The 23,779-nt window shown below is 70.0% G+C and carries 15 protein-coding genes and 1 pseudogene; 11 read left to right on the forward strand and 5 right to left on the reverse strand.

The window, feature by feature from the left end:
• Positions 1-187 precede the first annotated feature (187 nt).
• Entirely contained in the window at positions 188-2,146 is a 1,959-nt protein-coding gene (locus tag DFR50_RS21295; protein WP_113891286.1) for an acetyl/propionyl/methylcrotonyl-CoA carboxylase subunit alpha, read from the reverse strand.
• A gap of 171 nt (positions 2,147-2,317) precedes the next feature.
• Between DFR50_RS21295 and DFR50_RS21300 the strand changes: the two genes are divergently transcribed.
• From DFR50_RS21300 to DFR50_RS21315, 4 genes are all read left to right on the forward strand, one after another.
• Positions 2,318-3,586 (forward strand): patatin-like phospholipase family protein, encoded by a 1,269-nt coding sequence (locus DFR50_RS21300; protein ID WP_170153319.1) that lies wholly within the window; start codon positions 2,318-2,320, stop codon positions 3,584-3,586.
• 100 nt (positions 3,587-3,686) lie between these two features.
• Positions 3,687-4,172: a DUF992 domain-containing protein gene (locus DFR50_RS21305; protein WP_113891288.1), complete on the forward strand. Its 486-nt coding sequence runs from the start codon at positions 3,687-3,689 to the stop codon at positions 4,170-4,172.
• A 164-nt stretch (positions 4,173-4,336) separates the two neighbouring features.
• Positions 4,337-4,591, forward strand: coding sequence for a hypothetical protein (locus DFR50_RS21310; protein ID WP_113891289.1), 255 nt, complete (start codon positions 4,337-4,339; stop codon positions 4,589-4,591).
• A 3-nt stretch (positions 4,592-4,594) separates the two neighbouring features.
• On the forward strand, positions 4,595-4,999 hold the full coding sequence (locus tag DFR50_RS21315; RefSeq protein ID WP_113891290.1) for a phage holin family protein: 405 nt from the start codon (positions 4,595-4,597) through the stop codon (positions 4,997-4,999).
• A 37-nt stretch (positions 5,000-5,036) separates the two neighbouring features.
• Here DFR50_RS21315 and DFR50_RS21320 read toward each other — a convergent pair whose 3' ends face one another.
• The 3 genes and pseudogenes from DFR50_RS21320 to DFR50_RS21330 all read right to left on the reverse strand — a co-directional run bounded on the left by DFR50_RS21320 (position 5,037) and on the right by DFR50_RS21330 (position 8,503).
• Positions 5,037-5,915 (reverse strand): restriction endonuclease, encoded by an 879-nt coding sequence (locus tag DFR50_RS21320; protein ID WP_113891291.1) that lies wholly within the window; start codon positions 5,913-5,915, stop codon positions 5,037-5,039.
• Positions 5,916-5,968: 53 nt separating this feature from the next.
• Positions 5,969-7,578: pseudogene (locus DFR50_RS21325) on the reverse strand (carboxyl transferase domain-containing protein).
• Positions 7,579-7,849: 271 nt separating this feature from the next.
• Positions 7,850-8,503 carry a glutathione S-transferase family protein gene (locus DFR50_RS21330; RefSeq protein WP_113891292.1) on the reverse strand — a complete coding sequence of 218 codons (654 nt, stop codon included), beginning with the start codon at positions 8,501-8,503 and terminating at the stop codon, positions 7,850-7,852.
• 130 nt (positions 8,504-8,633) lie between these two features.
• Here DFR50_RS21330 and DFR50_RS21335 point away from each other — a divergent pair, with 130 nt between their 5' ends.
• Complete coding sequence (locus DFR50_RS21335) at positions 8,634-9,821, forward strand: bifunctional 2-C-methyl-D-erythritol 4-phosphate cytidylyltransferase/2-C-methyl-D-erythritol 2,4-cyclodiphosphate synthase (RefSeq protein WP_113891293.1); 1,188 nt, start codon at positions 8,634-8,636, stop codon at positions 9,819-9,821.
• Between the two features lie 293 nt (positions 9,822-10,114).
• On the opposite strand, the gene DFR50_RS21340 is transcribed toward DFR50_RS21335, so the two are convergent.
• Complete coding sequence (locus tag DFR50_RS21340; protein ID WP_170153325.1) at positions 10,115-11,674, reverse strand: DHA2 family efflux MFS transporter permease subunit; 1,560 nt, start codon at positions 11,672-11,674, stop codon at positions 10,115-10,117.
• A gap of 454 nt (positions 11,675-12,128) precedes the next feature.
• Between DFR50_RS21340 and DFR50_RS21345 the strand changes: the two genes are divergently transcribed.
• From DFR50_RS21345 to DFR50_RS21370, 6 genes are all read left to right on the forward strand, one after another.
• Entirely contained in the window at positions 12,129-13,262 is a 1,134-nt protein-coding gene (locus DFR50_RS21345; protein WP_113891295.1) for a sugar ABC transporter substrate-binding protein, read from the forward strand.
• A gap of 91 nt (positions 13,263-13,353) precedes the next feature.
• On the forward strand, positions 13,354-14,871 hold the full coding sequence (locus DFR50_RS21350) for a sugar ABC transporter ATP-binding protein (protein ID WP_113891296.1): 1,518 nt from the start codon (positions 13,354-13,356) through the stop codon (positions 14,869-14,871).
• Positions 14,868-15,848 carry an ABC transporter permease gene (locus DFR50_RS21355; RefSeq protein WP_113891297.1) on the forward strand — a complete coding sequence of 327 codons (981 nt, stop codon included), beginning with the start codon at positions 14,868-14,870 and terminating at the stop codon, positions 15,846-15,848. Before DFR50_RS21350 ends, DFR50_RS21355 begins: the two co-directional genes overlap by 4 nt.
• Entirely contained in the window at positions 15,845-16,822 is a 978-nt protein-coding gene (locus DFR50_RS21360) for an ABC transporter permease (RefSeq protein ID WP_113891298.1), read from the forward strand. The genes DFR50_RS21355 and DFR50_RS21360 overlap by 4 nt, the downstream gene beginning before the upstream one ends.
• A 432-nt stretch (positions 16,823-17,254) precedes the next feature.
• Positions 17,255-19,201, forward strand: a complete 1,947-nt coding sequence (locus DFR50_RS21365; protein WP_113891299.1) for an autotransporter assembly complex protein TamA — start codon at positions 17,255-17,257, stop codon at positions 19,199-19,201.
• 325 nt (positions 19,202-19,526) lie between these two features.
• Entirely contained in the window at positions 19,527-23,774 is a 4,248-nt protein-coding gene (locus DFR50_RS21370) for a translocation/assembly module TamB domain-containing protein (protein ID WP_113891300.1), read from the forward strand.
• The last annotated feature ends 5 nt before the right edge of the window (positions 23,775-23,779 follow it).

Genomic DNA, 23,779 nt, shown 5'->3' on the forward strand with positions numbered 1-23,779 from the left:
TTGCTCGCAAGGAAGGGCGGCGGGACGACCAGAGGGCGCGACAGCGGCCCAGCGGCCCTGGATCGCTTCGCTTCGCTCGCGATGACGGCGCTGTTCGCTGCCGGCTTGGGAGTTACAAAGTGACAGCATTCGTCACTCAACCGATTGAAATTGCAGCGCCCTTGCCAAGAGCGCCGGTTCGCCCGCCTCAGCCGGGATCGGCCTCGATCAGCAGGATCCGCTCGCCCATCTCCACCTGCTCGCCGACGGCCGACGTCAGGTCGCGGACCAGACCGGCGAACGGCGCCGTCAGGGCGTGCTCCATCTTCATCGCCTCGATCACGGCGAGGCGCTGCCCGGCCTCGACCCGGTCCCCCTCCCCGACCAACAGCGCCGCGACGCGCCCGTTCATCGGCGCCCGGATTCCCCCGTCGCCCTCGTCCGCCCCGCCCGCCGACCGCTCCAGCGGATCGATCAGCCGGACATAGGCCTGGCGCCCGCCGGCGAAGGCGAACACCCCGTCCGCGGTTTCGAGCAGCGTCGGCGGCGCGCCGTCCGCCCCCGCGGGCGTGTGGCGGTCCGCCACCGCGAGCGCCCGGCCCGCCTCGATCACGTGCAGCCGTTCCGGCCTGCCGTCGACCAGCACGTCGAGCCCGACCCGCCGCGCGCCCATCAGTTCGAACGAGTCGAAGACGCCCCACGGATCGAACGGCGACGCCGGTCTCGGCCGCCCGGCGTCGGCGCGGTCGATCAGCAGGCGCGCCGCCGCGAGCACGGCGCGAGGATCGGGCGGGCGCGGCGTCGCGCCGAGGCTCGCGAGGCGTTGATCGATGAAGCCGGTGTCGAAGGCCCCGGCCGCGATCTCGGGCCGGCCGGCCAGCGCGCGCAGGAAGGCGAGGTTGGTCTTCGGGCCGATCACCACGGCGCGGTCGAGTTCGCGCGCGAGCCCGGCCAGCGCGTCGGCGCGGGTCGCCCCGTGCACGATCAGCTTGGCGATCATGGCGTCGTAGAACGGGGTGACGCTGTCGCCGGCCTCGACGCCGGTGTCGACGCGCACGCCGGCGTCCGGGTCCGACCCGAGGGTCATCGTCAGGATCCGCCCGGGCGAGGGCAGGAAATTCTGCTCCGGGTCCTCCGCATAGATGCGCGCTTCGATCGCCGCGCCCTGCCGGACGATCTCCTCCTGGCGACGCGGCAAGGGTTCGCCGGCTGCGACGCGGAACTGCCATTCGACGAGGTCGAGGCCGGTCACGGCCTCCGTCACCGGATGCTCGACCTGGAGCCGCGTGTTCATCTCGAGGAACCAGAAGTCGCCGGGCCCAAGGCCGCGGGAGGCGTCGGCGATGAACTCGACGGTGCCCGCCCCCTGATACCCGACCGCCAGCGCCGCCTCGGTCGCGGCCTTCGCCATCGCGGCCCGGGTCTCCTCCGGCAGGCCCGGCGACGGGCACTCCTCGATCACCTTCTGGTGACGCCGCTGCAGCGAGCAGTCGCGCTCGAACAGATGGACGCAATGGCCGTGGCCGTCGGCGAACACCTGCATCTCGATGTGACGGGGGGCGGCGACCAGCTTCTCGATCAGCACGCGCCCGTCGCCGAAGGCGGACAGACCCTCGCGGCTGGCGCTCTCGAGCGCCGCCTCGAACTCGACGTGCGCGTCGACCCGGCGCATGCCGCGGCCGCCGCCGCCCGCGATCGCCTTGATCAGCACCGGATAGCCGATCTCGTAGGCTTTCTCGCGCAGGAACTTCGGGCTCTGGTTGTCGCCGTGGTAGCCCGGCACGACCGGCACGCCGGCTTTCTGCATCAGCGCCTTGGCCGAGTTCTTGAGCCCCATCGCGCGCATCGCCGCCGGGGGCGGCCCGATGAACACGATCCCCGCGCGCCCGCAAAGCTCAGCGAAATCGGCGTTTTCCGACAGAAATCCGTAGCCCGGGTGGAGGCACTCGGCGCCGACCCTGCGGGCGAGAGCGACGATCGCCGCGCCGTCGAGGTAGCCGCTCGCCCCTTCGCCGATTTCGTGGGCTTCGTCGGCGAGGCGCGTGAACAGCGCGCTCCGGTCGGCCGGCGTGTGCATGACGATCGCCCTGATCCCCATCCGGCGGGCGGTGCGGATGATCCGGCAGGCGATTTCGCCGCGATTGGCGACCAGGACGTTGGCGAACATGAGGGCCTCCCGAGCGAGTCTGTCTAGCGAAGGCGCGCCGCGATGGCGAGGGCGGCGCAATCGCGCCTCAATTGTTCCCTATCCGCCCTGTGGTCCAATCGACGGGCGCCGTCGCATCCCTGTCGCCCGGGCGGCGGAGGATCGTCCGACACGAAAGGAACCAGCCGGACCATGAGTCTGCTGAATAACGCGCGCGCCCTTCTCCGGCGCTTTGGTCTTCGCGGCGCCGACGAGTCTGCGGCGGACGCCGCCGGCGCGGAAACCGCGGTCGCCGCGCCGATCTCGCCGGCGCCGATCGGGGCTGCGAGCGCCGCGACGGAAGGCGGGCCGAGCCTTTCCGGGCGGCCGGCGGCGGACGGCCCTGCCGTCAAAGCGACGCAGACCCGCGTCGCGAAGGCCGCTCCGCAAGCCATTCCGCCCGACGGCCTCCCGGGCGCGGCGCAAGCGCCCGCGCCGGCGCGATTGGCCGCGTCCGTCTCCAGAGCGCTCTCCGCCCGGCGCCCGGCGCCGTGGCCGCCGGAACAGCTGTCGCTCGCGCTCCAGGGCGGCGGGTCGTTCGGCGCGTTCGCCTGGGGCGTGCTCGACCGTCTGCTCGAGGAGCCGGGGATCGCGTTCGACTCCGTCAGCGGCTCGAGCGCCGGCGCCGTCAACGCGGTCCTGCTGGCGTCGGGCATGATCGAGGGGGGACGAGCGGGCGCGCGCGCCCGCCTGTCGCGTTTCTGGCGACGCGCCAGCCAGGCGGCCGCGCTGGCGCCGGCGGCGTCATCGCCGCTGACGGCGGGTCTCGAACTGATCACGCGGCTGATGTCGCCCTATCAGTTCAACCCGTTCAACGTGAATCCGCTGCGCGAGGCGCTGGAAGCGGAGGTCGACTTCGAGCGCCTGCGGGAACGCTCCCGGATCAAGCTCCTGCTCGGCGCGACCCGCGTCCGCGACGGAAGCCTGCGCATCCTGACCAACGAAGACCTGACGGTCGACGCGGTGCTGGCCTCCGCCTGCCTGCCGCTCCTGCATCATGCGATCGAACTCGACGGCGAAGCCTACTGGGACGGAGGCTACGCGGCCAATCCGCCGCTCATTCCCCTCGTGCGCGCCTCCGAAGCCGAGCACGTCCTGATCGTCCAGGTCACCCCGAACCTGACCGATCGGCTGCCCCGGACGACGAGCGAGATCGCCGCGCGGATCGAGCAGATCCAGTTCAACGCCACGCTGAACAGCGAGCTCGAGGCGCTCGAGTACGGCAAGATCATCGGAGCGGCGGACAAGCTGCGCAAGCTCAGGATCGGCCGGATCTCGGCGGACGACCACTTCGTGCGGTTCGGCGCGGAAAGCGCCGCCAATCTGCGCTGGGAATTTCTCGCGCGGCTTTTTCTGGGCGGACGCGCCGCCGCCGGGCTGTGGCTCAACCAGGGCCTTCCGGCGTTGCGGCGCAGGGCGTGAGCGGGCGCCCGACCCCTCCGACGACGACGGCGTTGCGGCGAAAGCCCACTGGGATAGAGTGGCGGCGGCGCGGGCAAGCGCCGGAATAGAGGTTCACACCATGACAACATCCCGTCTCGCGACCCTGACGGCCGTTCTGGCGCTGCTCGCGGCGGCGCCGGCTTCGGCGCAAAAGACTGCGACGCAGATCGGCAAGCTGTCCTGCGACGTATCGGCCGGGGTCGGTTTCATCGTGGAGCAGAAGCAGACGATGCGCTGTCTGTTCACCCCGCTCGACGGCGCCCCGCCGGAGCCCTACCTCGGGCGCATCGACGAGTTCGGCATCGCCCTCGGCGCGGTCGGCCAGGGACATCTGATATGGGGCGTGGTCGCCCCGGCGGCCGGCATCCCGCACGGCGCCCTCTCGGGCACCTACGTCGGCGTCGGCGCCGAGGCCACAGCCGGCGCGGGACTGGGCGCCAACGTGCTCGTCGGCGGAACCGGGCGCGCGTTCTCTCTGCAGCCGCTCTCCGTCGAAGGCCAGGTCGGGCTCAACATCGCCGGCGGCGTCACCACTGTGACCCTGCTTTCGCCGCCCGCCAACTGACGCAAGGGCGGGTCCAAGGCGCGGGGCGGCGCGTGCCGCTCCGCCGGATGATCCCGTCTTGTCGATCCGATCGAAAGCGGGCAAGGGTTGGTCGCGCTGCGGCGCGACATCGGTCGCGGCGGTTCGAGGCGGAACCGCCGCATTCGCGCCAACGGAGGGGGCTCATGGGCGGCAAGGACGATCCCCGCCGCGGCGCCGCGGACGAGAGCGACCTCGAAGCCGAGGCCGAAGACGGGCTGGGCCGCCTCGGAGGGGTGGCGACCGCGCTGTACAAAGGCCTGCGCGACATCCTGTCCAACAATCCGGAACTGGCCAAGTCCGCCGAGGATCTGCGCCGCTCGATCCGGAAGAGCCCGCTCGCCGCCATCGGGGCCGCATTCGTCGCGGGCCTGCTGCTCGCGCTGCTCACGCGCGGCTGATCGATGATGATCGAGACCGTGATCGCCTTCATCAGAGAGCAGGCGTCCGCGTCGCTGCGCCGCGCCGCCGGTCCGGCGGCCTTGGCGCTGATCGCCGCGCTGTTCGTTGTCTTCGCCGTTGCGGGATTGTTCGCCGCGCTGTTCTTCTGGCTCGAGCCCGCGCATGGCGCCGTCGTCGCCGCCCTCCTCTGTGCGGTCGCCGCGATGGGGATCGCGCTCGTCTGCGCCCTGCCGATCGTATTCAGGCCGCGCCGGCCTCCCCCTCAGCCGACGGAAGGGGCGCTGCCCCAGATCCTCATGCTGCTGACCAAGGCCTCGTCGAGCCTGACGCCGCGGCAGATGATCGTGACGGCCGCGGTCGTCGGATTTGCTTTGTTCCTTTCGGCGCGCGGCGCCGCCAGAAAATGAGCGCGTCGATCGCCTCCGCGCGAGCGGCGACGTTCGATCATTCGACGAAATAATCTTCGTCGATCTTCTTCACCTCGTAAGTGTCCTTCACTCTGACGCCGACCTGGTGCCTGATCATCAGCCCGGCGAGCGCGGATCCGTCGATCAGCACAACCCGCTTGGAGACGCGCGCGATGAAGTCGTAAGCGGTCGAGGGGAAGTAGGACGTGGTGACGAACACGCCCTTGGTCGCCCGATGGCCCTCGAGCCCGCCGACGAAATCGCGCACCTCACGCAGCGGAACGCCCCGCTCCGGATCGAACCTCTTGGCCTGGACGTAGACGACGTCGAGGCCGAGCGCGTCCTGATTGATCACGCCGTCGACGCCGCCGTCTCCGACCCGTCCGATGGCGCGGCATGTCTCCAGCCGACCGCCGCCGTAGCCCATCTTGACCAGGAGATCGATGATCATCCGTTCGAAAAACGACGGCGACAGCGAGTGCACCCGGTTGACGATCTGGTGTGTGAGGTCGAAATTCAGGAGTTCGAAGCTGGAGGCGATCGACTCCTCTGGATTTTCGGATGGCGTAGCCACGGGACCGCGGCTGTCCGTCCGGTTTTGCGTGCGCCAGGCGACGAACTCCGGGTATTTTTCCAGCGCGCCGAGCGCGATCTCGTCCACGCTTTCGGCGAGCAGCATCCGACCGCGTTCGGTGATGCGAAAGTAGCCGCGACGCGGCATTTCGACGAGGCAGGCCTTCGCCAGATAGGAGCGCGCCCAGTTCAGTCGGTTCGCGAACACGGTCTGATTTCCGCTGGGCAGCAGCCGCGCCCGTTCTGCAGCCGGGATTCGTAAGGATTTCGCAACCTCGTCCTCGAGCGTGGCGACGCTGATCTCCTCGTACCGGCGCCCGAGCGTGCGCAGGACCGGCAGCATCAACTGCTGGAAACTCGGCAGCCGCGTCCCCTGCGCCCGGTCGGGGTCGGACGCTACATGCGGAACACTCCGAACCGGGTCGACTCGGCCGGCGCGTTGAGCGTCGCCGAGAACGCCAGCGAAAGAACCCGGCGGGTCTCCTGCGGGGTCACGATCCCATCGTCCCACAGACGCGCCGTCGCATTAGTAGGGCGAGCCCTCCGTCTCGTATTTGGCTCGGATCGGCGCCTTGAAACTCTCCTCCTGCTCCGTCGTCCATTTCCGCCCCTCCGCCTCCATGGATTCCCTGCGCAGCGTCGCCAGAACGCTCGCCGCCTGCTCGCCCCCCATCACGCTGATGCGCGCATTCGGCCATGCAAACAGGAACCTTGGCCCGTACGCGCGCCCGGCCATCCCGTAATTGCCCGCCCCGAACGATCCGCCGAAGATCAGGGTGATCTTGGGGACGTTGGCGCAGGCGACGGCGGTGACGAGTTTCGCCCCGTCCTTGGCGATGCCGCCGGCCTCGTAACGCGCTCCGACCATGAATCCAGAAATGTTTTGCAAAAAAAGCAGCGGCACGCCGCGCTGGGCGCAAAGCTCGATGAAATGCGTCCCCTTGAGCGCGCTGTCGGAGAACAGCACCCCGTTGTTGGCCAGAATGCCGATCAGCATTCCCGAAAGCCTGGCGAAGCCGGCGATCAGCGTCGCGCCATATCTCGGCTTGAAGGCGTCGAACTCCGACCCGTCGACGATCCGGGCGATGATCTCGTGGGCGTCGACCTGTTTGCGCAGATCGAGCGGGGCGATCCGCAACAGGTCCTCGGCCGGATAGAGCGGCTCGACCGGCTTCGCCCAACTCGACGGCCCGCTTCGGCGCGCGGTTGAGGTTTCCCACCGCCCGCCGCGCGAGCGCCAGGGCGTGCGCGTCGTCGCGGGCGAGCGTGTCGGCCACGCCCGATACCCGGGTGTGAAGATCGCCGCCCCCGAGGTCCTCGGCGCTGACCGTCTCTCCTGTCGCCGCCTTCACCAGCGGCGGACCGCCGAGGAAGATCGTGCCCTGCTTCTCGACGATGATGGTTTCGTCCGACATCGCCGGCACATAGGCGCCGCCGGCGGTGCACGAGCCCATCACGACGGCGATCTGGGCGATCCCCGCCGCCGACATGCGGGCCTGGTTGAAGAAGATCCGGCCGAAGTGCTCGCGGTCCGGGAACACGTCCGCCTGATGCGGCAGGTTCGCCCCCCCCGAATCCACCAGGTAAACGCAGGGGAGATGGTTTTCCGCCGCCACCTCTTGCGCCCGAAGGTGCTTCTTGACGGTCATCGGGTAATAGGCGCCGCCCTTGATGGTCGGGTCGTTGGCGATGATCATCGTCTCGCGGCCGTGGATGAGGCCGACGCCCGTCAGCAGGCCGGCGCCGTGAACGTCGCCCTCGTACATGCCGAACGCCGCGAGCGAGCCGATCTCGAGAAACGGCGATCCGGAATCGACCAGCCGCGCCACGCGTTCGCGGGCGAGCAGCTTTCCCCGTCCGACGTGGCGTTCGCGCGCTTTCGCCGACCCGCCCTCGGCGGCGGCGCTCCGCCGCGCCTGCAAATCATCGATCAGGCTTCGCCAGCCGGAGACGTTGGCCTCGTCTTCGTCGGTCGCGGGACCGAGCGTGCTCTTCAACCGTGTCATGGGGCCCGCTTTCCCGGGTCGAGTTTCATGTGTCCCGCTCCAACGCGAAGATTACAGCGTCATCTTGAGACCTATTAGACCCGGACCTGTTGCTAATCAGCTAAACTTCCGTTTCGAAAGGGATAATTTGACCCAACGGAATTTCCAGATTCGACATCCGCCGGCAAAGGAGGAGGCGCATTGATCTTGGTCTCCGGCCGGAACGGCGCAGGCGCGACCACGCCCTCCTCGAGGCGCCCTTCCGAGGCCAGCGTCCGAGGCGCCTTCGAACTCAGTAGGCTTCGTATTTCTCGATGCGCCACGGCTCCGCCTCGGCGTCGGCGATCCAGGCCTTCCATGCGGGCAGCGCCATGATCGCCTCCATGTAATCCCTTGTCGCCGGTTCGACCGGGACGGCATAGGCGTGGAGGCGGTTGACCACCGGCGCGAACATCGCGTCGGCCGCAGAGAAGCGACCGTACAGGAACGGCCCCGCCTTGCCGAACGTCTCGCGCGCCTCCGCCCAGGCCGCCTCGATCCGGGCGACGTCGCCCCGGGCCGCGTCGCTGAGCGCGACAGCCTTCGGCGAACGGCGGAAGTTGCACGGGGCTTCCGAGCGCAGCGCCCCGAAGCCGGCGTGCATCTCGCTCGCGAGCGAGCGGGCGTGGGCGCGCGCGGCCTTGCCCTTGGGCCAGATCGGCTTCTCCGGATGGAGTTCGGCGACGTACTCGACGATCGCGAGCGACTCCCAGACCGCGATCCTGCCGTCGTGCAGCGACGGGCACTTGCCGGTCGGAGCGTATTTCAGCATCTCCGCCCGTGTGCCGGGCTCGGCCATCGGAATGACGACCTCCTCGAACGGGATCTTGAAGTGGGCGAGCAGGATCCACGGCCTCAGCGACCACGAAGAATAGGCCTTGTTGGCGACGACGAGCTTGAGCGGCATGGACGAATACCCCCGGCGCTGGCGAGCGCCAAGCAATCGACGCGCGCCCGAAGCGAGTCAAGCGCGCGGCGGGCATTGACGGCGCGGGCGCGACGATCCAAACAGCGCTTCCCTTCGGGAGCCCTCGACCTTGTCCTCTCCGTCCGTCGCCCTCGTCGTCGTCGCGGCCGGCCGCGGCTCGCGGCTCGGCGCCGACCTGCCCAAGCAGTATCTTCCCTGCGCCGGAAAGCCGCTCATCGCCCACACGCTCGAGGCGCTCATCGCCGCCCGGGCCTGGTCGGCGGCGACGGTGGTGATCCACCCAGACGACCACGCGCTCTACGAGGCCGCGCTGTCGCGCCTTCCCGAGGCCGCCCGGAGGGCGCTTGCGCCGCCGACGCCGGGCGGCGCGACCCGGCAAGCGAGCGTCCGCGCCGGGCTCGAGGCGGTCGCCGCGGCGCTGCCCGACATCGTCCTGATTCACGACGCGGCCCGCCCCTTTCCCACGCCGGCGCTCGTCGGGCGCGCCGTCGCCGCTGCCGAGGCGCACGGCGCCGCCGCCCCCGGAGTGAAACTCGCCGACACCGTCAAGCAGGTCGACGCCGTCGGCCGCGTGCTCGGAACGCCGCCGCGCGCGGCGCTCAGAGCGGTGCAGACGCCGCAGGCCTTCCGCTTTCCGCTCATCCTCGCGGCGCATCGGCGCGCGGCCGCAGAGCAAGTCGGCGACCTCACCGACGACGTCTCGGTCGCCGAATGGGCGGGAGAACAGGCCTTCCTGTTCGAGGGCGACCCGGATAACTTCAAGGTGACGACCATGCCGGACTTCACCGCCGCGGAAATGCGGCTCATGCGCGGCGCGAGCGAGACCCGCGTCGGACAGGGCTTCGACGTCCACGCCTTCGCCGAAGGCGACGCCGTCTGGCTCTGCGGCGTGCGCGTGCCACATACCCACGCGCTCGCCGGACACTCGGACGCGGACGTCGCGCTGCACGCTCTGGCCGACGCCATCTACGGAGCGCTGGCCGAGGGCGACATCGGCGCGCATTTCCCACCCTCGGACCCGCAGTGGAAGGGCGCGCCGTCGCACGTCTTCCTCGCCCACGCCGCGGAGCGCGTGCGGGCGCGGGGCGGCGCCATCGTCCACCTCGACGCGACCCTCGTGTGCGAAGCGCCCAAGGTCGGCCCGCACCGGGAGGCGATGCGCGCCCGGGTGGCCGAGATCGCCGGCCTCGACGCCGGACGGGTGTCGGTCAAGGCGACCACCACCGAGCGGCTCGGCTTTGCCGGTCGCCGCGAGGGGATCGCCTGTCTCGCGACCTCGACCCTCCGCCTGCCGTGACAGCAGGGGCGGCCGCTCGCGGTTTCCGAGTCCATTTTCAGCGATTCCAGCGGCTTCCGACGCCTTTTCCGGGCGAGGCGGCGCGGCCGGCAATGTGCGACGACAGCAATCGAGATTGTCCTCCCGATAGATTGTATAGTTAAAACAGACACTTATATATGTTTCTTTGATATTAAGATGAGCTTAAGCCGGATGAACCACCCGTCTCATTGCGCATTCGCCATTTTGCGGCGCGGAAGCGCGTTCAAGCCGGCCGCATCGCCGGGATCGTCGTTCGCCGCCGCCGCGCCGCCTCAATCACCAGCCGCCGCATGGGCGGGCGTCGTCCGCGCCCGGGGACCGGCGGGGGCGGCCTTCGGCACATGGAACATCAGGATCAGCGGCAGGCCGATCAGCGAGACATACGCCATGATCAGGAAATTGTTGGCGTAGGCGATCGCCGCAGCCTGCTGGGTCACCAGTCCGTCGAGCACGGCCAGTCCGCGGCCGTTCGTCAACGACAACGTTCCCGCCCCCTCAGCCAGCTTCATCGCGTCGCTGAAGGGGGTCACGCGCTCGGCAAGCTGGCTATGAAACACGGCGGTATTGTTGACGAGGCTCGCGATCATCAGCGAGATGCCGGCCGACGAGCCGACGTTGCGGATCAGCGTCCACATCGCTGCGCCATAGGTGCGATACTCTGCCGGCAGCGTCGCGTAGCCCAACGTCTGCAGGGGCACGAAGACGAGCCCGAGCCCGACGCCCTGCGTTACGCTGTTGACGATGACCATCGGGCCCGGCGTGTCGGCGGTCCAGCCGGACATCCGCCACAGCGAGTAGATGGCGATCGACCAGCCGACGAACATCAGCGCCCGCCCGTCGACGCCCCGGTTCAGCAGGCGGCCAACCACCATCATCGAGCACAGCGTGCCGATTCCGCGCGTGCCCAGCATCTCGCCGCTGGTCAACACCGGATATCCCTGCAGGGTCTGGAGGAAGGGTGTCAGCAGCGCCATCGTGGCGAGCAGGATCATTCCGTTGAGGAACATCATCGCGTTGGCGAGGGCGAAGTTGCGGTCGCGAAACATCTGCAGCGGGATGAACGGCCGGTCCGTCGTCGCCGCGTCGGCGAAGAAGTAATAGAAGCCGACGACCGACAGGATCGCCTCGATCACGATCTCGCCGGCGTCGAACCAGCCGAGGTCCTGCCCCCGGTCGAGCATCATCTGGAGGGCGCCGATGCCGAGCGACAGGCTCAGGAAGCCCAGCCAGTTGAACGGCGCGCGCCGGGTCGGCGTCTCGCGCATCAGGAGCGCGATGCCGACGGCGGTCAGCACGCCGAACGGCAGGTTGACGTAAAAGACCCATCGCCACGAGTAGGAATCGGTGAGCCAGCCGCCGAGCGTCGGGCCCATGATCGGCCCGAGCATCACGCCCATGCCGAAGGTCGCCATCGCCGACCCGCGCTTTTCGGCCGGATAGATGTCGAGCATCACGGCTTGCGCGAGCGGCACGAGGCCGGCGCCGAACACCCCCTGAAGCAGCCGGAAGCCGACCATCTGCTCGATCGACTGGGCGAGCCCGCACAGCATCGAGGCCAATGTGAAGCCGGCCGCGCAGGCGACGAACAGCCGCTTGCGGCCGAACCGGGTCGCGGCCCACCCGATCGGTCCGGTCATGATGGCGGAAGCGACGATATACGACGTCAGCACCCAGTTGATCTGGTCCTGCGTCGTCGACAGCGATCCCTGCATGTAGGGCAGCGCGACGTTGGCGATCGTCGTGTCGAGCGCCTGCATCACCACGGCCAGCATCACGCACACCGTCAGAGCCGTGCGCCGCAGGGGCGTGTAGTCGCCGAACGAGTCGGTCATCGGGTCGCGGGCGCGAGGCCCAGCCCGCATGCGAGACATTCTCGCGGGGGACGCATGGACCCGTGTCTACCGCGGACCTTCCGACGGCGTCGACCGGCGTATTGTCGCGGACTCCGGCAGGCCGGCGGCGTGGATTTGCGTTGGGTGGTCCGGCACGGTTCTGGTTGCCTTTCCGCTGCGTTGCGCAGCGACGCGCGCGCCTTCCGCGTCTGACGGCAGCGGTCGCCGCGGCTCTCCCGGCGCCTGCCGACGGCCTTGCGCTCGATCGGCTCGCGTCTATACTGACATGCCAGCTCTCTGTCAGGCATCGAGGCGGCGAGCGCGCCCGTCAGCAGCGGGATGCGCGGGCCGTTTTCAACCCCGCCGAATACGCGTCCGCTGATTGTTAGTCTCGGCCTGCGTGCGCGTTCCGGCGGGGCTTTCGCGAACACAAAAGACTTCTGGGAGGAAGACCATGCAACTTGTTCGCCGTCTGGGAATCTGCGCCCTCGCCGGGTCGGCCTTGGCCATTTGTGCGCTGAGCGCCCGCGCCGCGGGACCGGAGGTGGTCGCGGGGCCTTCGGCCGATCCGAAGTGCTTCGTGCCATGGGCGGACAGCACCAAGTTCTTCAAGTTCCCGGCGAAGGCCGGCCCCTATCGGGTCGCGCTGGCGAACGGTTACATCGCCAACACCTGGCGCATCCAGATGATCCAGACGGCGAAGGCCTACGCCGCCCAGCCCGACGTCGCGGCCAGGCTGAAGGAATTCAAGGTCGTTTCGACCGGCGAAGACGTCGCCGCGCAGATCGCGGCGGTCAACAATTTCATCGATTCCGGCTACGACGCGATCGTCGTCGACGCCCAGAATCCGGAGGCGTTCAAGCCGGTCGTGCGCCGCGCCAGGCAGGCGGGCGTCGTGCTGGTCGCCTTCGACAACATCCTCGACACGGAGGAGGCGATCAACGTCGACGTCGATCAGAAGGGCCTCGGCGTCTATTGGGCCAAGTGGCTCGTCGACACCATCCCGAACGGCGGCAAGATCCTGGAAATCCGGGGGGTGGCCGGCACGTCCGTCGATCGCGACCGACACGACGGCATCCATGAGACGCTGGATAAGAGCGGCAAGAAGTGGGACGTCATCGAGGTGTACGGCAAATGGGACGACCCGACCGCGCAGAAAGTGACCGCCGACGCGATCGCGGTGCAAAAGCATTTCGACGGCTTCACCGCACAGGGCGGCGACACCGGCGCCGTTCAGGCGATGATCGACGCCAGGCAGCCGTTCGTGCCGTTCGGCGGCGAGACGGAAAACGGCTTCCGCAAGTTCTGCGCGAAATACGGCGCGGACGGGCTCAAATGCGCCTCCGGCGGCACCGGGCCGGCCCAGGTCGCGGTCGCCATCAAGACGGCGCTCGCCGCGCTCGAGGGGCAGGTCGTGCCGCAATCGGTCAAGCTGCCGCTGGCGACCGCCGAATATCCGAACTTCAAGGACGGGGTGAATTTTTATTCGAACCTCTCCGACAATTTCTTCGTCGGCAATTCCTTCCCGACCTGCGGGATCAATTTCAACGCGGCCGAAATCATGGGCCAGTCGAAGGAGAACAAGTAGCGCGGCCGGCGTCGCCGATGCGGGCGCCTGTCCCTCCCACACGGGGATCAAGGCCGTGACGGAGAGCGAACAGGGGCCTCCAATCCTTCGCATGGAGGGCGTGTCGAAGCGCTACGGCGGCGTCCGCGCGCTCGAGAACGCGAATCTGGCCGTCTCGGCCGGGCGCATCCACGCCATCCTGGGCGAGAACGGCGCCGGCAAATCGACGCTGATCAAGATCCTGGCCGGCGTCGTCGCGCCGGACGAGGGGCGGATCGCGCTCGACGACCGCGAGGTGGCGTTCGGCGCGCCGGCCGACGCCAGCCGCGCCGGGATCGTCTGCATCTTTCAGGAACTGTCGCTCGTCCCGGACCTCTCGGTCGCCGACAACATCGCGATCGTGAACCCGCCGACCCGCTTCGGCATGATCGACCGGCGCGCGCAACGGCGGGTCGCCGAGGCGGCGCTGGCCCGGGCCGGCGCCGAGGACGTTCACCCGATGGCGCTGGTCAAGGACCTGCCGCTGTCGCGCCGCCAGATGGTCGAGATCGCCAAGGCGCTGGCGCGGGCGCCCCGGATCCTGATCCTCGACGAAGCGACCTCGGCGCTGACCGCAGCCGACGTGGCGAAGGTGTTCGTCGTGCTGAAGCGCCTGCGCGACGAGGGGCTCGCGCTCCTCTACATCTCCCACCGGATGCATGAGATCGCCGAGCTCGCCGACGAATGCACCGTGTTCCGCAACGGCTCGAACGTCGCAACCTACCCGGCCGGGACGAAGTCGGACGCGGAGGTGGTGGAGTTGATGATCGGCCGCGAGCTCAGCGCCGTCTTTCCGCCCAAGCCTCGGCAAAGGACCGCCAGCGCGACGCCGCTCCTCGATGTCCGCCGCCTGTCGTGGACGAACCGGCTCCGCGACGTCTCCTTCCATGTCGAGACGGGCGAGGTCGTCGGGCTCGGCGGGCTCGACGGACAGGGGCAGCGGGAGCTGCTGCTGGCGTTGTTCGGCGTCCTGCGGGGCGTGACGGGCGAAGTTCGGGTCGCCGGCCGTGCGGTCGCGCCGGCGAGCCCGCACGCGGCGAAGTCGACCGCGATCGGGATGGCGCTGATCCCCGAGGACCGGAAGACCGAAGGGCTGATGCTGCCGATGTCGGTCGGCGCCAATCTGTCCTTCGCCGCGCTCGACCGCGTCTCGCGCGCGGGCGTGCTCGACCGCGACCGCGAGGGCAAGCTCGTTCGCCAGATGATGGATCTTCTGGCGATCCGCGCGGGCTCGATCGACATCCCCGTCGGCGCCCTGTCGGGCGGCAACCAGCAGAAGGTGGTGATCGCAAAGTGGCTGATGGCCGAGCCGCGCATCATCCTGCTCAACGATCCCACGCGCGGGATCGACGTCGCGACCAAGCAGGAGATCTATCAGCTCCTGCGCAAGCTCGCAGACGCGGGCGCCGCGATCCTGTTCTACACGACCGACTACAGCGAGCTGATCGGCTGCTGTGACCGGGCGCTCGTCATCTACGACGGGGCGATCAGGCGCGTCCTCGTCGGGGAGGAGATCACCGAGCGCGCGCTGGTCGCGAGCGCGCTCAACATCGACTCCGACACCGGGGTCGTCGCGGGAGGCGCGTCATGAGCGACTGGCGCTACGCCCTGGCGCAGAACCGCGCGACCCTGATATCGGTCGCCTTCTTCGTCGCGATGTTCGCGATCTATGCGAGCAACCATCCGGCCGGGTTCAGCGCGAACGTGGTCGAGACCGCCGCCAACAAGGGCGTGCTGCTGGCGCTGGTGGCGATGGCGCAAACCTTCGTCGTCATCACCGCCGGCATCGATCTGTCGGTCGGCTCGGTGTTCGTGCTGTCCAACTGCCTCGCCTCGGCGATCGTCGTCGGCTCGGCCGGGCATGCCGCCCTCGGCGTCCTCGGCGTCATCGCGACCGGCGCCGCCTGCGGCGCGGTCAACGGGCTGATCGTCATCGTCGGGCGGCTGCAGCCGATCGTGACGACGATCGCGACCGGCGCGATCTTCTACGGGCTCGCGCTGCTCCTCAGGCCCACGCCCGGAGGCGACGTCTACGAACCGCTGGCCGATGCGCTGACCGGCCGGGTGTTCACCGTCGTGCCCGCGAGCCTGGTCGCGCTCGCCGCGGTGGCGCTGGCGGTCTGGATCCCGTATTCCCGTTCCGCCCTCGGCCGCGCGGCCTACGCGGTCGGGTCGTCGGAGGCCGCCGCCTTCATGTCTGGCTTGCCGGTCGCTTCGGCCAAGGCGTCGGCCTATGTCCTCTCGGGGCTGACCGCTTCGTTGGCCGGCCTGTTTCTGACCTTCGTGACCTATTCGGGCGAGGCGTCGGCCCAGACCGGCGGATCGTACACGCTCTATTCGATCGCCGCGGTCGTGCTCGGCGGCGTCTCGCTCTACGGCGGTTCGGGGAGCGCGATCGGAGCGATCTTCGGCGCGCTGATGTTCCGCACGATCGGCGACCTCCTGTTCGTGTTCAATCTCGACCCGCTGTGGCAGCCGCTGTTTCAGGGCGTGGTCCTGCTCGTGGCGGTGTCCCTGGGCGCGGCCCGCCTGTTTCGGGTGCGCAACCGTCTGGAGCTGTTTTCGTGACCACCCAAGCGCGATCCCGGCGCGGCGGGGCCCTTTCTTCGCGCCTCGACCGGCCGGTCGTCGTCGCGTTCGCCTGCATTGTCGCGCTACTGCTGCTCGGCTCGCTCTATTCGCGCAGCTTCCTGTCGCCGGACTATCTGTTGCAGCAGCTCAAGGTCGCCTCGTTCCTGGGCGTCATCGCCACCGGCGCGCTGATCGTGATCCTGCTCGGACAGATCGATCTCTCGGTGCCCTGGCTCGTCGCGGTCGGCGGCATGATGGCCACCGCCGCGACCGCCTGGGGGCCGATCGGCGCGTGGCTCGCGATTCCCTTCGGCGTGGCCTGCGGCGTCGCCCTCGGCCTCGTCAACGGGTTCGGCGTCGCCTACCTGCGCATTCCCTCGATGATCGTCACGCTCGCCGTCAATGCAGTGGCTCAGGGGCTGATGGTCGTCCATACCGGCGGCTTCTCGCCGCAAGACTCGTCCTCGCCGGCGATGCGCGCCCTGGCCACAGGCAGCCTCGCCTTTGGCCTGCCGAACGCGGTGATCGTCTGGATCGGGATCGGAGCCTGCGCCGTCTTCGTCCTGAACCGGACCACCTTCGGTCGGTCGGTGTACGGCATCGGCAACCGCGAGCGCGCGGCCTACCTCTCGGGGGTCGACACCCAGCGCATCGTCCTCCTCGCCTTCGCGCTCGCGGGCGGACTTTCGGCCTTCGGCGGCGTCCTCCTCGCCGGCTACGCGAGCAAGGCGGCGCAGGGGATGGGCGACGCCTATCTTCTGCCGGCCATCGCTTCCGTCGTGCTCGGCGGCGCTTCGATCATGGGCGGACGGGGAAGCTATCTCGGCACAGTCGCCGGAGTCGTCCTGATCACGCTTCTCCAGTCCATCCTGTCGGTGGTGCAGATGCCCGACGCCGGCCGGCAGGTGATCTACGGCGCCGTCATCATCGGCATGCTGCTGCTTTACGGGCGGGAGGGCGCCGCGCGCTGAGCCCAGCGCATGCGACTCCCGCGGCGCGAGGCCATCCTCGCGTGCGGTCGCCAAGCCCGTCGAGCCGCGACGATCCCCGTCGACGTGGCTCCCAAGGGCGCCGCGCCGGCGACGTCGAGTCGGGCGAAGCCTCGGGCGCCGTCGTTACGGGCTCGACCCCGTGGATCGTCGCGCTTGGCGCGCGATGACGCCTGTCGGCGGGCCCCGACGCCCGCCGACACAGCCGGGATTCACGTTTCGCTAAGCATGCCGGCAGGTTTTCACGCGCGCTGCGCCCCTCGGCGGATCAAACCGCGCCCGTCCCCCCTTTTGACCTCGGGAACAGTCTGCTTCATAAGCCGGTCGGGCGCGTTGGTTCGGGTGGCAGGATAAAGGGTTCGTGTGAGGAACCGGGGTTCGCAAGATCGGCCGGCCCGCCCGAGGCTGGCGCTGATGGCGACGCTCGCGGCGTTCGGCGCGCTGTGCGTCGCCCCCGAGGGCGCGAACGCCTTCGACTTCTTCGGCCTGTTCGGATCGGAATCCCCGCCTCCGGTGTCGAACACGGCGGTGTCGTACACGGTGACGATCGACGTCGCGGGCGGCGACGGCGCGATCAAGAGCGCGGCGTCGGCCGCCTCCTCGCTCGTCACGCTGCGCAAGGACCCTCCCCCCGACGGCGACGCGCTGGCGCGCCGGGCGACCAACGATTTCGGCCCGATCATCGACGCCCTCTGGGGGCTCGGCTATTACAACGCCGCCGTCACGATCGCGATCGGCGACGCTGCGATGACCGTCGTCTCGCCCAACCTCGCCGGCTTCGCCCGCGCCGCCGACAGCTTCCGCGGCCGAGCGGTCGCTCCGGTCACGATCAGGATCGATCCCGGTCCGATGTTCCGCCTCGCCTCGATCCGCATCGTCAACGGCGCCGGCGAGGATCTGGCTGCCAGCGGAGCGCTGCCCGACCGCGTCGTCGGCCTCAAGCCGGGCGATCCGGCGGCGGCCGACGGGCTGCGCGCCGCCGAGGCGCGGATCGTCGATTATTTCCGCAACCAGGGCCGGCCGCTGGCGAAGGTCCTGGGAATCGCGCCCGTCGTCAACCATGCGACCGACACGATGGACGTCACGTTCCTGACCGCCCCGGGGCCGGTCGCGCCGTTCGGCGATGCGACGCTGGTGGGGCCGAAGGACTTTCCCCAGTCCGTCGCCCGCTCGTATCTCTACATCGAGCCGGGCGACCCCTATTCGCCCAAGGCGATCGCCGACGCGCGCAACGGCCTTCGGGAGATTCCGGCGGTCGGCGGCGTGCGGATCATCGAGAGCAAGACGCTCGACGCCGCCGGCCGCCTGCCCTACCAGGTCGACATCGACGACCGCCTGCCCTACGCCGCCGGCGCCTCGGCCAAATACTCGTCGCTGAACGGGCCGGCCGGGCAGGTCTATTGGGAGGACCGGAACGTGTTCGGCGGCGGCGAGCGGCTGCGCCTCCAGGCGGAGATGTTCTACGCCCCGCCGTGGTATATGACCTCGACCAGCGTCAAGAGCCTGTCGATCAACGATCTCGGCGGGCGCATCTCGGCGAGTTTCCTCAAGCCCGCCCTGTGGGGCAGCCGCAACGATTTCCTGCTCGACGCGCTCGGCGAGAAGGTGAGCACAAGCGGCGTGGGCTTCGTCGGCTATCAGGCCGAGGACGCCGACGTGACGGCGGCGCTGCGCCACCGGTTCAGCCAGTCCACCTGGATTCAGGCCGGGGTCGAGGGCCAGACCGGCGTCGCGACCGATTCGCTCGGACGGGTGAATTACACCCTCGTCGGGGTCCCTTTGTCCGCCAATTACGACACCACCGACAGCAAGCTCGACCCGACGACCGGCGTGCGGCTCAATGCGACGATCGCCGGCTATCCCGAATTTTTGGGTTCGACCCTCAATCTCGGACAGTTCAAGGCGCGCGCATCGGCCTATTATTCGGTCGATCCCGACCAGCGGTTCGTGCTCGCGGGGCGGATCGGGCTCGGCGCCGAGGTCGGCCCGGCGCTGGGCGATATTCCCGCCAACTGGCGCTTCTACGCCGGCGGCGGCGGGTCGGTGCGCGGCTACGCATACGACAGCCTGGGACCGCGCAACATCTGGGGCGTGACCGGCGGGCGCAGCCTGTTCGAGGCGTCGGCGGAAGTGCGGATCAAGATCACCGACACGATCGGGATCGTGCCGTTCTTCGACGCCGGCAACGCATTCACCACGCCCTTCCCGAACTTCAGCATGCCGCTCTACACCGCCGCCGGGCTGGGACTGCGCTACTACACCGCGATCGGCCCGATCCGCCTCGACGTCGCCCATCCCTTCCTGCCCGCCCCCGGCAGCGGCCCGGTGGCGGTCTACGTCAGCATCGGGCAGGCCTTCTGATGGCTCGAGATCGCGAAATTCAAGCGCTCGACACCTTCCCCGGCAAAGCCGGGGAAGGTGGCGCGAAGCGCCGGATGGGGTGTGGAAAGCAGGATGCCGTCGTTGACGGCTTCGCGGCGACGGTCATGCGGCGCGACTCACGGCAGACTATCGCCATCGTTGTTCCTGCTCGCCTCACGCCGGAGGACGGCAAGCGCGGACGGGTCCGCCATTGGCGGCAACGTCCGTGCAAACGGACCGAGATCTGTGCGGCGGCCCACACCCCATCCGGCGCTTCGCGCCACCTTCCCCGGCGAAGCCGGGGAAGGAAGCCCGGGACGCGCCCATGACCCCGTTCGTTCGCGCCCTCCTCGCCCTCGTCCTCCTCCTCGCCGCCCCGGCGCGCGCGGACGAGGCGGACAAGGGCGTGCTCGCCAACCTGATCTCGCGAGCGCTGTCCTCGCCGTCGCTGACCGTCTCGGTCGGCGCGGTCCAGGGCGTGCTGTCGTCCGACTCGACGATCAGCGACATCGTTCTGTCCGACCGCGACGGCCCCTGGCTCAAGATCGACAAGGCGCGGCTGATCTGGAGCCGGCTGGCGCTGCTCAGCCGCCGCCTCGAGGTCGACCGGCTCACCATCGACCACATGCAGGTGCTGCGCCGCCCCCTGCCCTCCGACACGCCGCCCCCGCCGCAAACCGGCGCGCCGCAGCCGATCTTGCCGGAACTGCCGGTCAAGGTGGTCGTCAAGGACTTCGCGATCGACGAGCTTTCGCTCGGCGAGCCGGTGGCGGGCGTCGCCGCGCGGCTCGCGATCGACGGCAAGGCGACGCTCGGGCCGCCTTCCGAGGGGCTCGATCTCAGCCTCCACGCCCGCCGTCTCGACGCCGGCGGCGAAATGAAGACGCTGCTGACCTATGTCCCCTCGACCGACCGCCTGACGGTCAGCGTCAATTCGGCCGAGCCCGCGGGCGGCATTTTCGCCCATCTGGCCAATCTCCCCGGCCTGCCGCCGGCGAAGTTCAGCTTCGAGGGCGCGGGTCCGCTCGACAATTTCGACGCCAAGCTCGACTTCGCGGCCGGCGGCGACGTCTGGGCGCGCGGCGACGTGACCGTCGCGCGGCAGGGCGCGGCGCGAAAGCTGACCCTCGAGCTCGCGGCCCAGCTCGCCGGGATGACGCCGCCGGTCGTCCGGCCGGTGTTCGCCGGCCAGACGACGCTCGAGGGCGACGTCCTGTTCAACGACGATTCCAGCATCGCGACGCCCGGCCTCCATCTCGTTTCGTCCAACGCCCGGCTCGACATCGAAGGAACCCGCAGGGCCGACGGCGCCCTCGACATCAGAGTTCACGCCGGCGCGATCCCGGGCTCGTCCGAGATCGGCAAGCTCGACCTCAACGCCACGATCGCGGGACCGGCCTCCTCCCCCTCGATCGACGGCCGATTCGACGCCGGCGCCATCCGCGTCGCGGAAGGGACGCTCGAGCGCGTGACCGCCGCCTTCGACGCGCATCCGAGCGGCGCGCTGACCGAGACCGCCACGCGCATCCTGTTTTCCGTCCAGGGCGACGTGAAGGGCCTGGTCCCCGCCGACAAGGCGCTCGCTGACGCGCTCGGGCGCGATTTCGCGCTCACTGCGCGCGGATCGGCCGGCGTGGGCGGCGAGATCGCCTTCGACACCCTCGACCTCGTCGCGCCGAAGTTCGAGGCGCAATATTCCGGCCTCGCATCGTCGCAAAAAATGCACGGCAAGCTGAAAGCGACCATCGAGGACCTCGGCCGCTTCTCTGGCCTCGTCGGCGGGCGGTTGGCCGGCGAGGCGCGCCTCGCCGCCGATCTCGACGGCGCGCCGGGCTACGGCCTCGTCACCGCCACGCTCGACGCGCGGGCGACCAGGCTCGTCACCCCCTATTCCGCGCTGGACAAGGTCCTCGGCGGCCAGCTCGCGGTGACCGGCGTCGCGCGCACGACGCCCGGCGGCGGCTTCGGCTTCTCCAATCTCGAAGCCGCCGGCCGCAACGGTTCGGCCGTCCTGGACGGCGACGTCCGGAAGGGCAAGGCGGATCTCACCGCCACGGTGGACATCCCGCAGGCCAGGGCGCTCGATCCCCGGGTCGACGCCAAGGCCGCGCTGGTCGCCCGCCTGACCGGCTCGCTCGATGATCTCGGCGCGGAGCTGAAGGCCCAACTCGGGGTCGGGCGGCTGCTCGACCGCAAGACCACCGGCGTTACGCTCACCGCCAGCGCCAGCCACCTCCTGGGCCTCCTCGAAGCCAAGGCCTCGCTCGCCGGCGACGTGGACGGACAGCCGCTGCAGGGCTCGGGCCATGTGGTGAAGCGCGCGGACGGCGGCTGGTCGGTCGACGACCTCGGCTTGAGCCTCGCCTCGGCGCGCCTCGCCGGCGACGTCAACATCGGCGGCGACCGGCTGGCCAACGGCGAATTGACCTTCGAGGCCAAAAATCTCGATGATCTCTCGCCCATCTTGCTGATGAAGCTCGGCGGCGGCCTCAAGGCCCGGATCACAGCCACCGTCGCCGACGGCCGGCAGGCGATCGCGATCGTCGCGGACAGCAAGGCCATGAGCGTCGGCGACAACCGGCTCGAAGGCCTCGCGGTCGACATGACGGTCGCCGACGTCTGGGCCGGGCGCGGCGTCGCGGGCTCCGCCAAACTCTTGCGCGCCCAATTCGCGGGAGAGTCGGTCGCCGACCTCCGCATCGGGGCGAAGGCGGCGGGGGACGCGAGCGACCTCGACGTCGCCGGCGTCGTCCGCGGCCTCGTCGTCAAGGCGCGCGGGCGGCTCACGGGCGGCGCGCCGATCCGCCTCGACCTCGCCGCGCTGTCGGCGGAGGGGCATGGGCGGCGGATCGCGCTCGCCGGCCCGGCGCAGATCGCTTACGGCGCGGGCGGCCTCGACATCCGCGATTTCGCGCTGGCGGTGGACTCCGGCCGCATCGCGGTCAACGGCCGCGTCGGCGACACGCTCGATCTCCGGGCGACCGCCGCCGCGGTCCCGCTCGCCGCGCTCGATCTCGTGTCGCCCGGCCTCGGCCTCTCCGGCGCCGCCGACGGCGAGGCGACGATCCGGGGGACGCGCGACAGCCCCGCCGGCGACTGGCGCGTCCACGTGCGGCAGGTCAGCGCGGCGCAGATCCGCGCCGCCGGACTGCCGGCGCTCGACCTCACGGGGTCCGGGCGGCTCGGCCAGGGGCGCACCAGCGTGGACGTGACCGCGAGCGCGGGCGCGGCCAATTCGGTCCGCGTCACCGGCTCGGCGCCGCTCGCGGCCGACGGCGCGCTCGACCTCCGGATCGACGGCCGGCTCGACGCCGGCCTCGCCAACGTCGTCCTGTCGACCAGCGGACGGAGCGTCGGCGGCGCCGTGACGACGGCGCTCAGCGTGCGCGGGACGATCGCCAAACCGAACCTCACGGGAACGGTCACGCTCGCCAACGGCGCGGTGCGCGACGACCAGACCGGCTTCAAGCTCACCGCCGTCAGCGCGCGGCTGACCGCCAGCGGCGACACGATCCGGATCGACAGCCTGACCGGGACGACGGCGAACGGCGGCACGATCGGCGCGAGCGGCCAAGTGAAGGTCGATCCGGCCGCCGGCTTCCCCGGAACGATTCACGTCGTCGGCCATCGCGCCGCGCTGGTCGACAACGCCATCGTCGCGGCGACCGCCGACCTGACCCTCGAGATCGCCGGCCGGCTGGCGCAGTCGCCGACGATTTCCGGGCGGATCGCGATCCTGTCGATGGACATCAACGTGCCCGGAAGCCTCGGCGGCGCGTCGGCGCCGATTCCCGGCACCAAGCACCTCAATCCGACGCCGACGGCCCGCGCCCTGCTCGCGCGCGCCGCCAAGGCCAGCGCGCCGGGAAACGGCCCCGCCTTCGACGCCACGCTCGCCGTCACCGTCTCCGCCCCGAACCGCGTCTTCCTGCGCGGCCGGGGACTCAACGCCGAGTTCGGCGGCGACCTGCATGTCGCCGGCGCCGCGCGCAACCCGCAGATCACCGGCGGCTTCGACCTCTTGCGCGGAACGCTGGCCCTGGTCGGCCAGCAACTCACCTTCACCCGCGGCAAGGTCACCTTCCACGGCGGCGTCATTCCGGATGTCGACCTGGTCGCCGAGACGAGCGCCGCGGACGTCACCGCGCGCATCGAGGTGAGCGGGCCGGCGAACCAGCCGGCCTTCACGATCACCTCGACGCCCAGCCTGCCCCAGGACGAGATTCTCGCCCGAATCCTGTTTCAGAAGCCGTCGGGCAGCCTGTCGGCGTTCCAGGCGCTGGAGCTCGCCAACGCGGCCGCCACGCTCTCCGGTCGCGGCGACATGCTCGATCCGCTGCGCAGGTCGCTGGGCCTCACCAATCTCGGCGTCGGAACCGGCTCGGGCGGGCTCCTCGGCCTCGGCCGGGCGATCAACGACCGGATCAGCGTCGATGTGACGACCGGGGTCACGCCGCAGCAGAACGGCGTCAACGTCAACCTCGACCTGACCCGCCACATCCGCCTGCAGGCCGGCGTCGACGCGTCCGGCGGCACCGACGTCGGCGTCGGGGCGGGCTGGGAGTGGAAGTAGCGGCG

The sequence above is a fragment of the Roseiarcus fermentans genome (genome assembly GCF_003315135.1).
In the GTDB taxonomy this organism is placed as follows: Bacteria; Pseudomonadota; Alphaproteobacteria; order Rhizobiales; family Beijerinckiaceae; genus Roseiarcus; species Roseiarcus fermentans.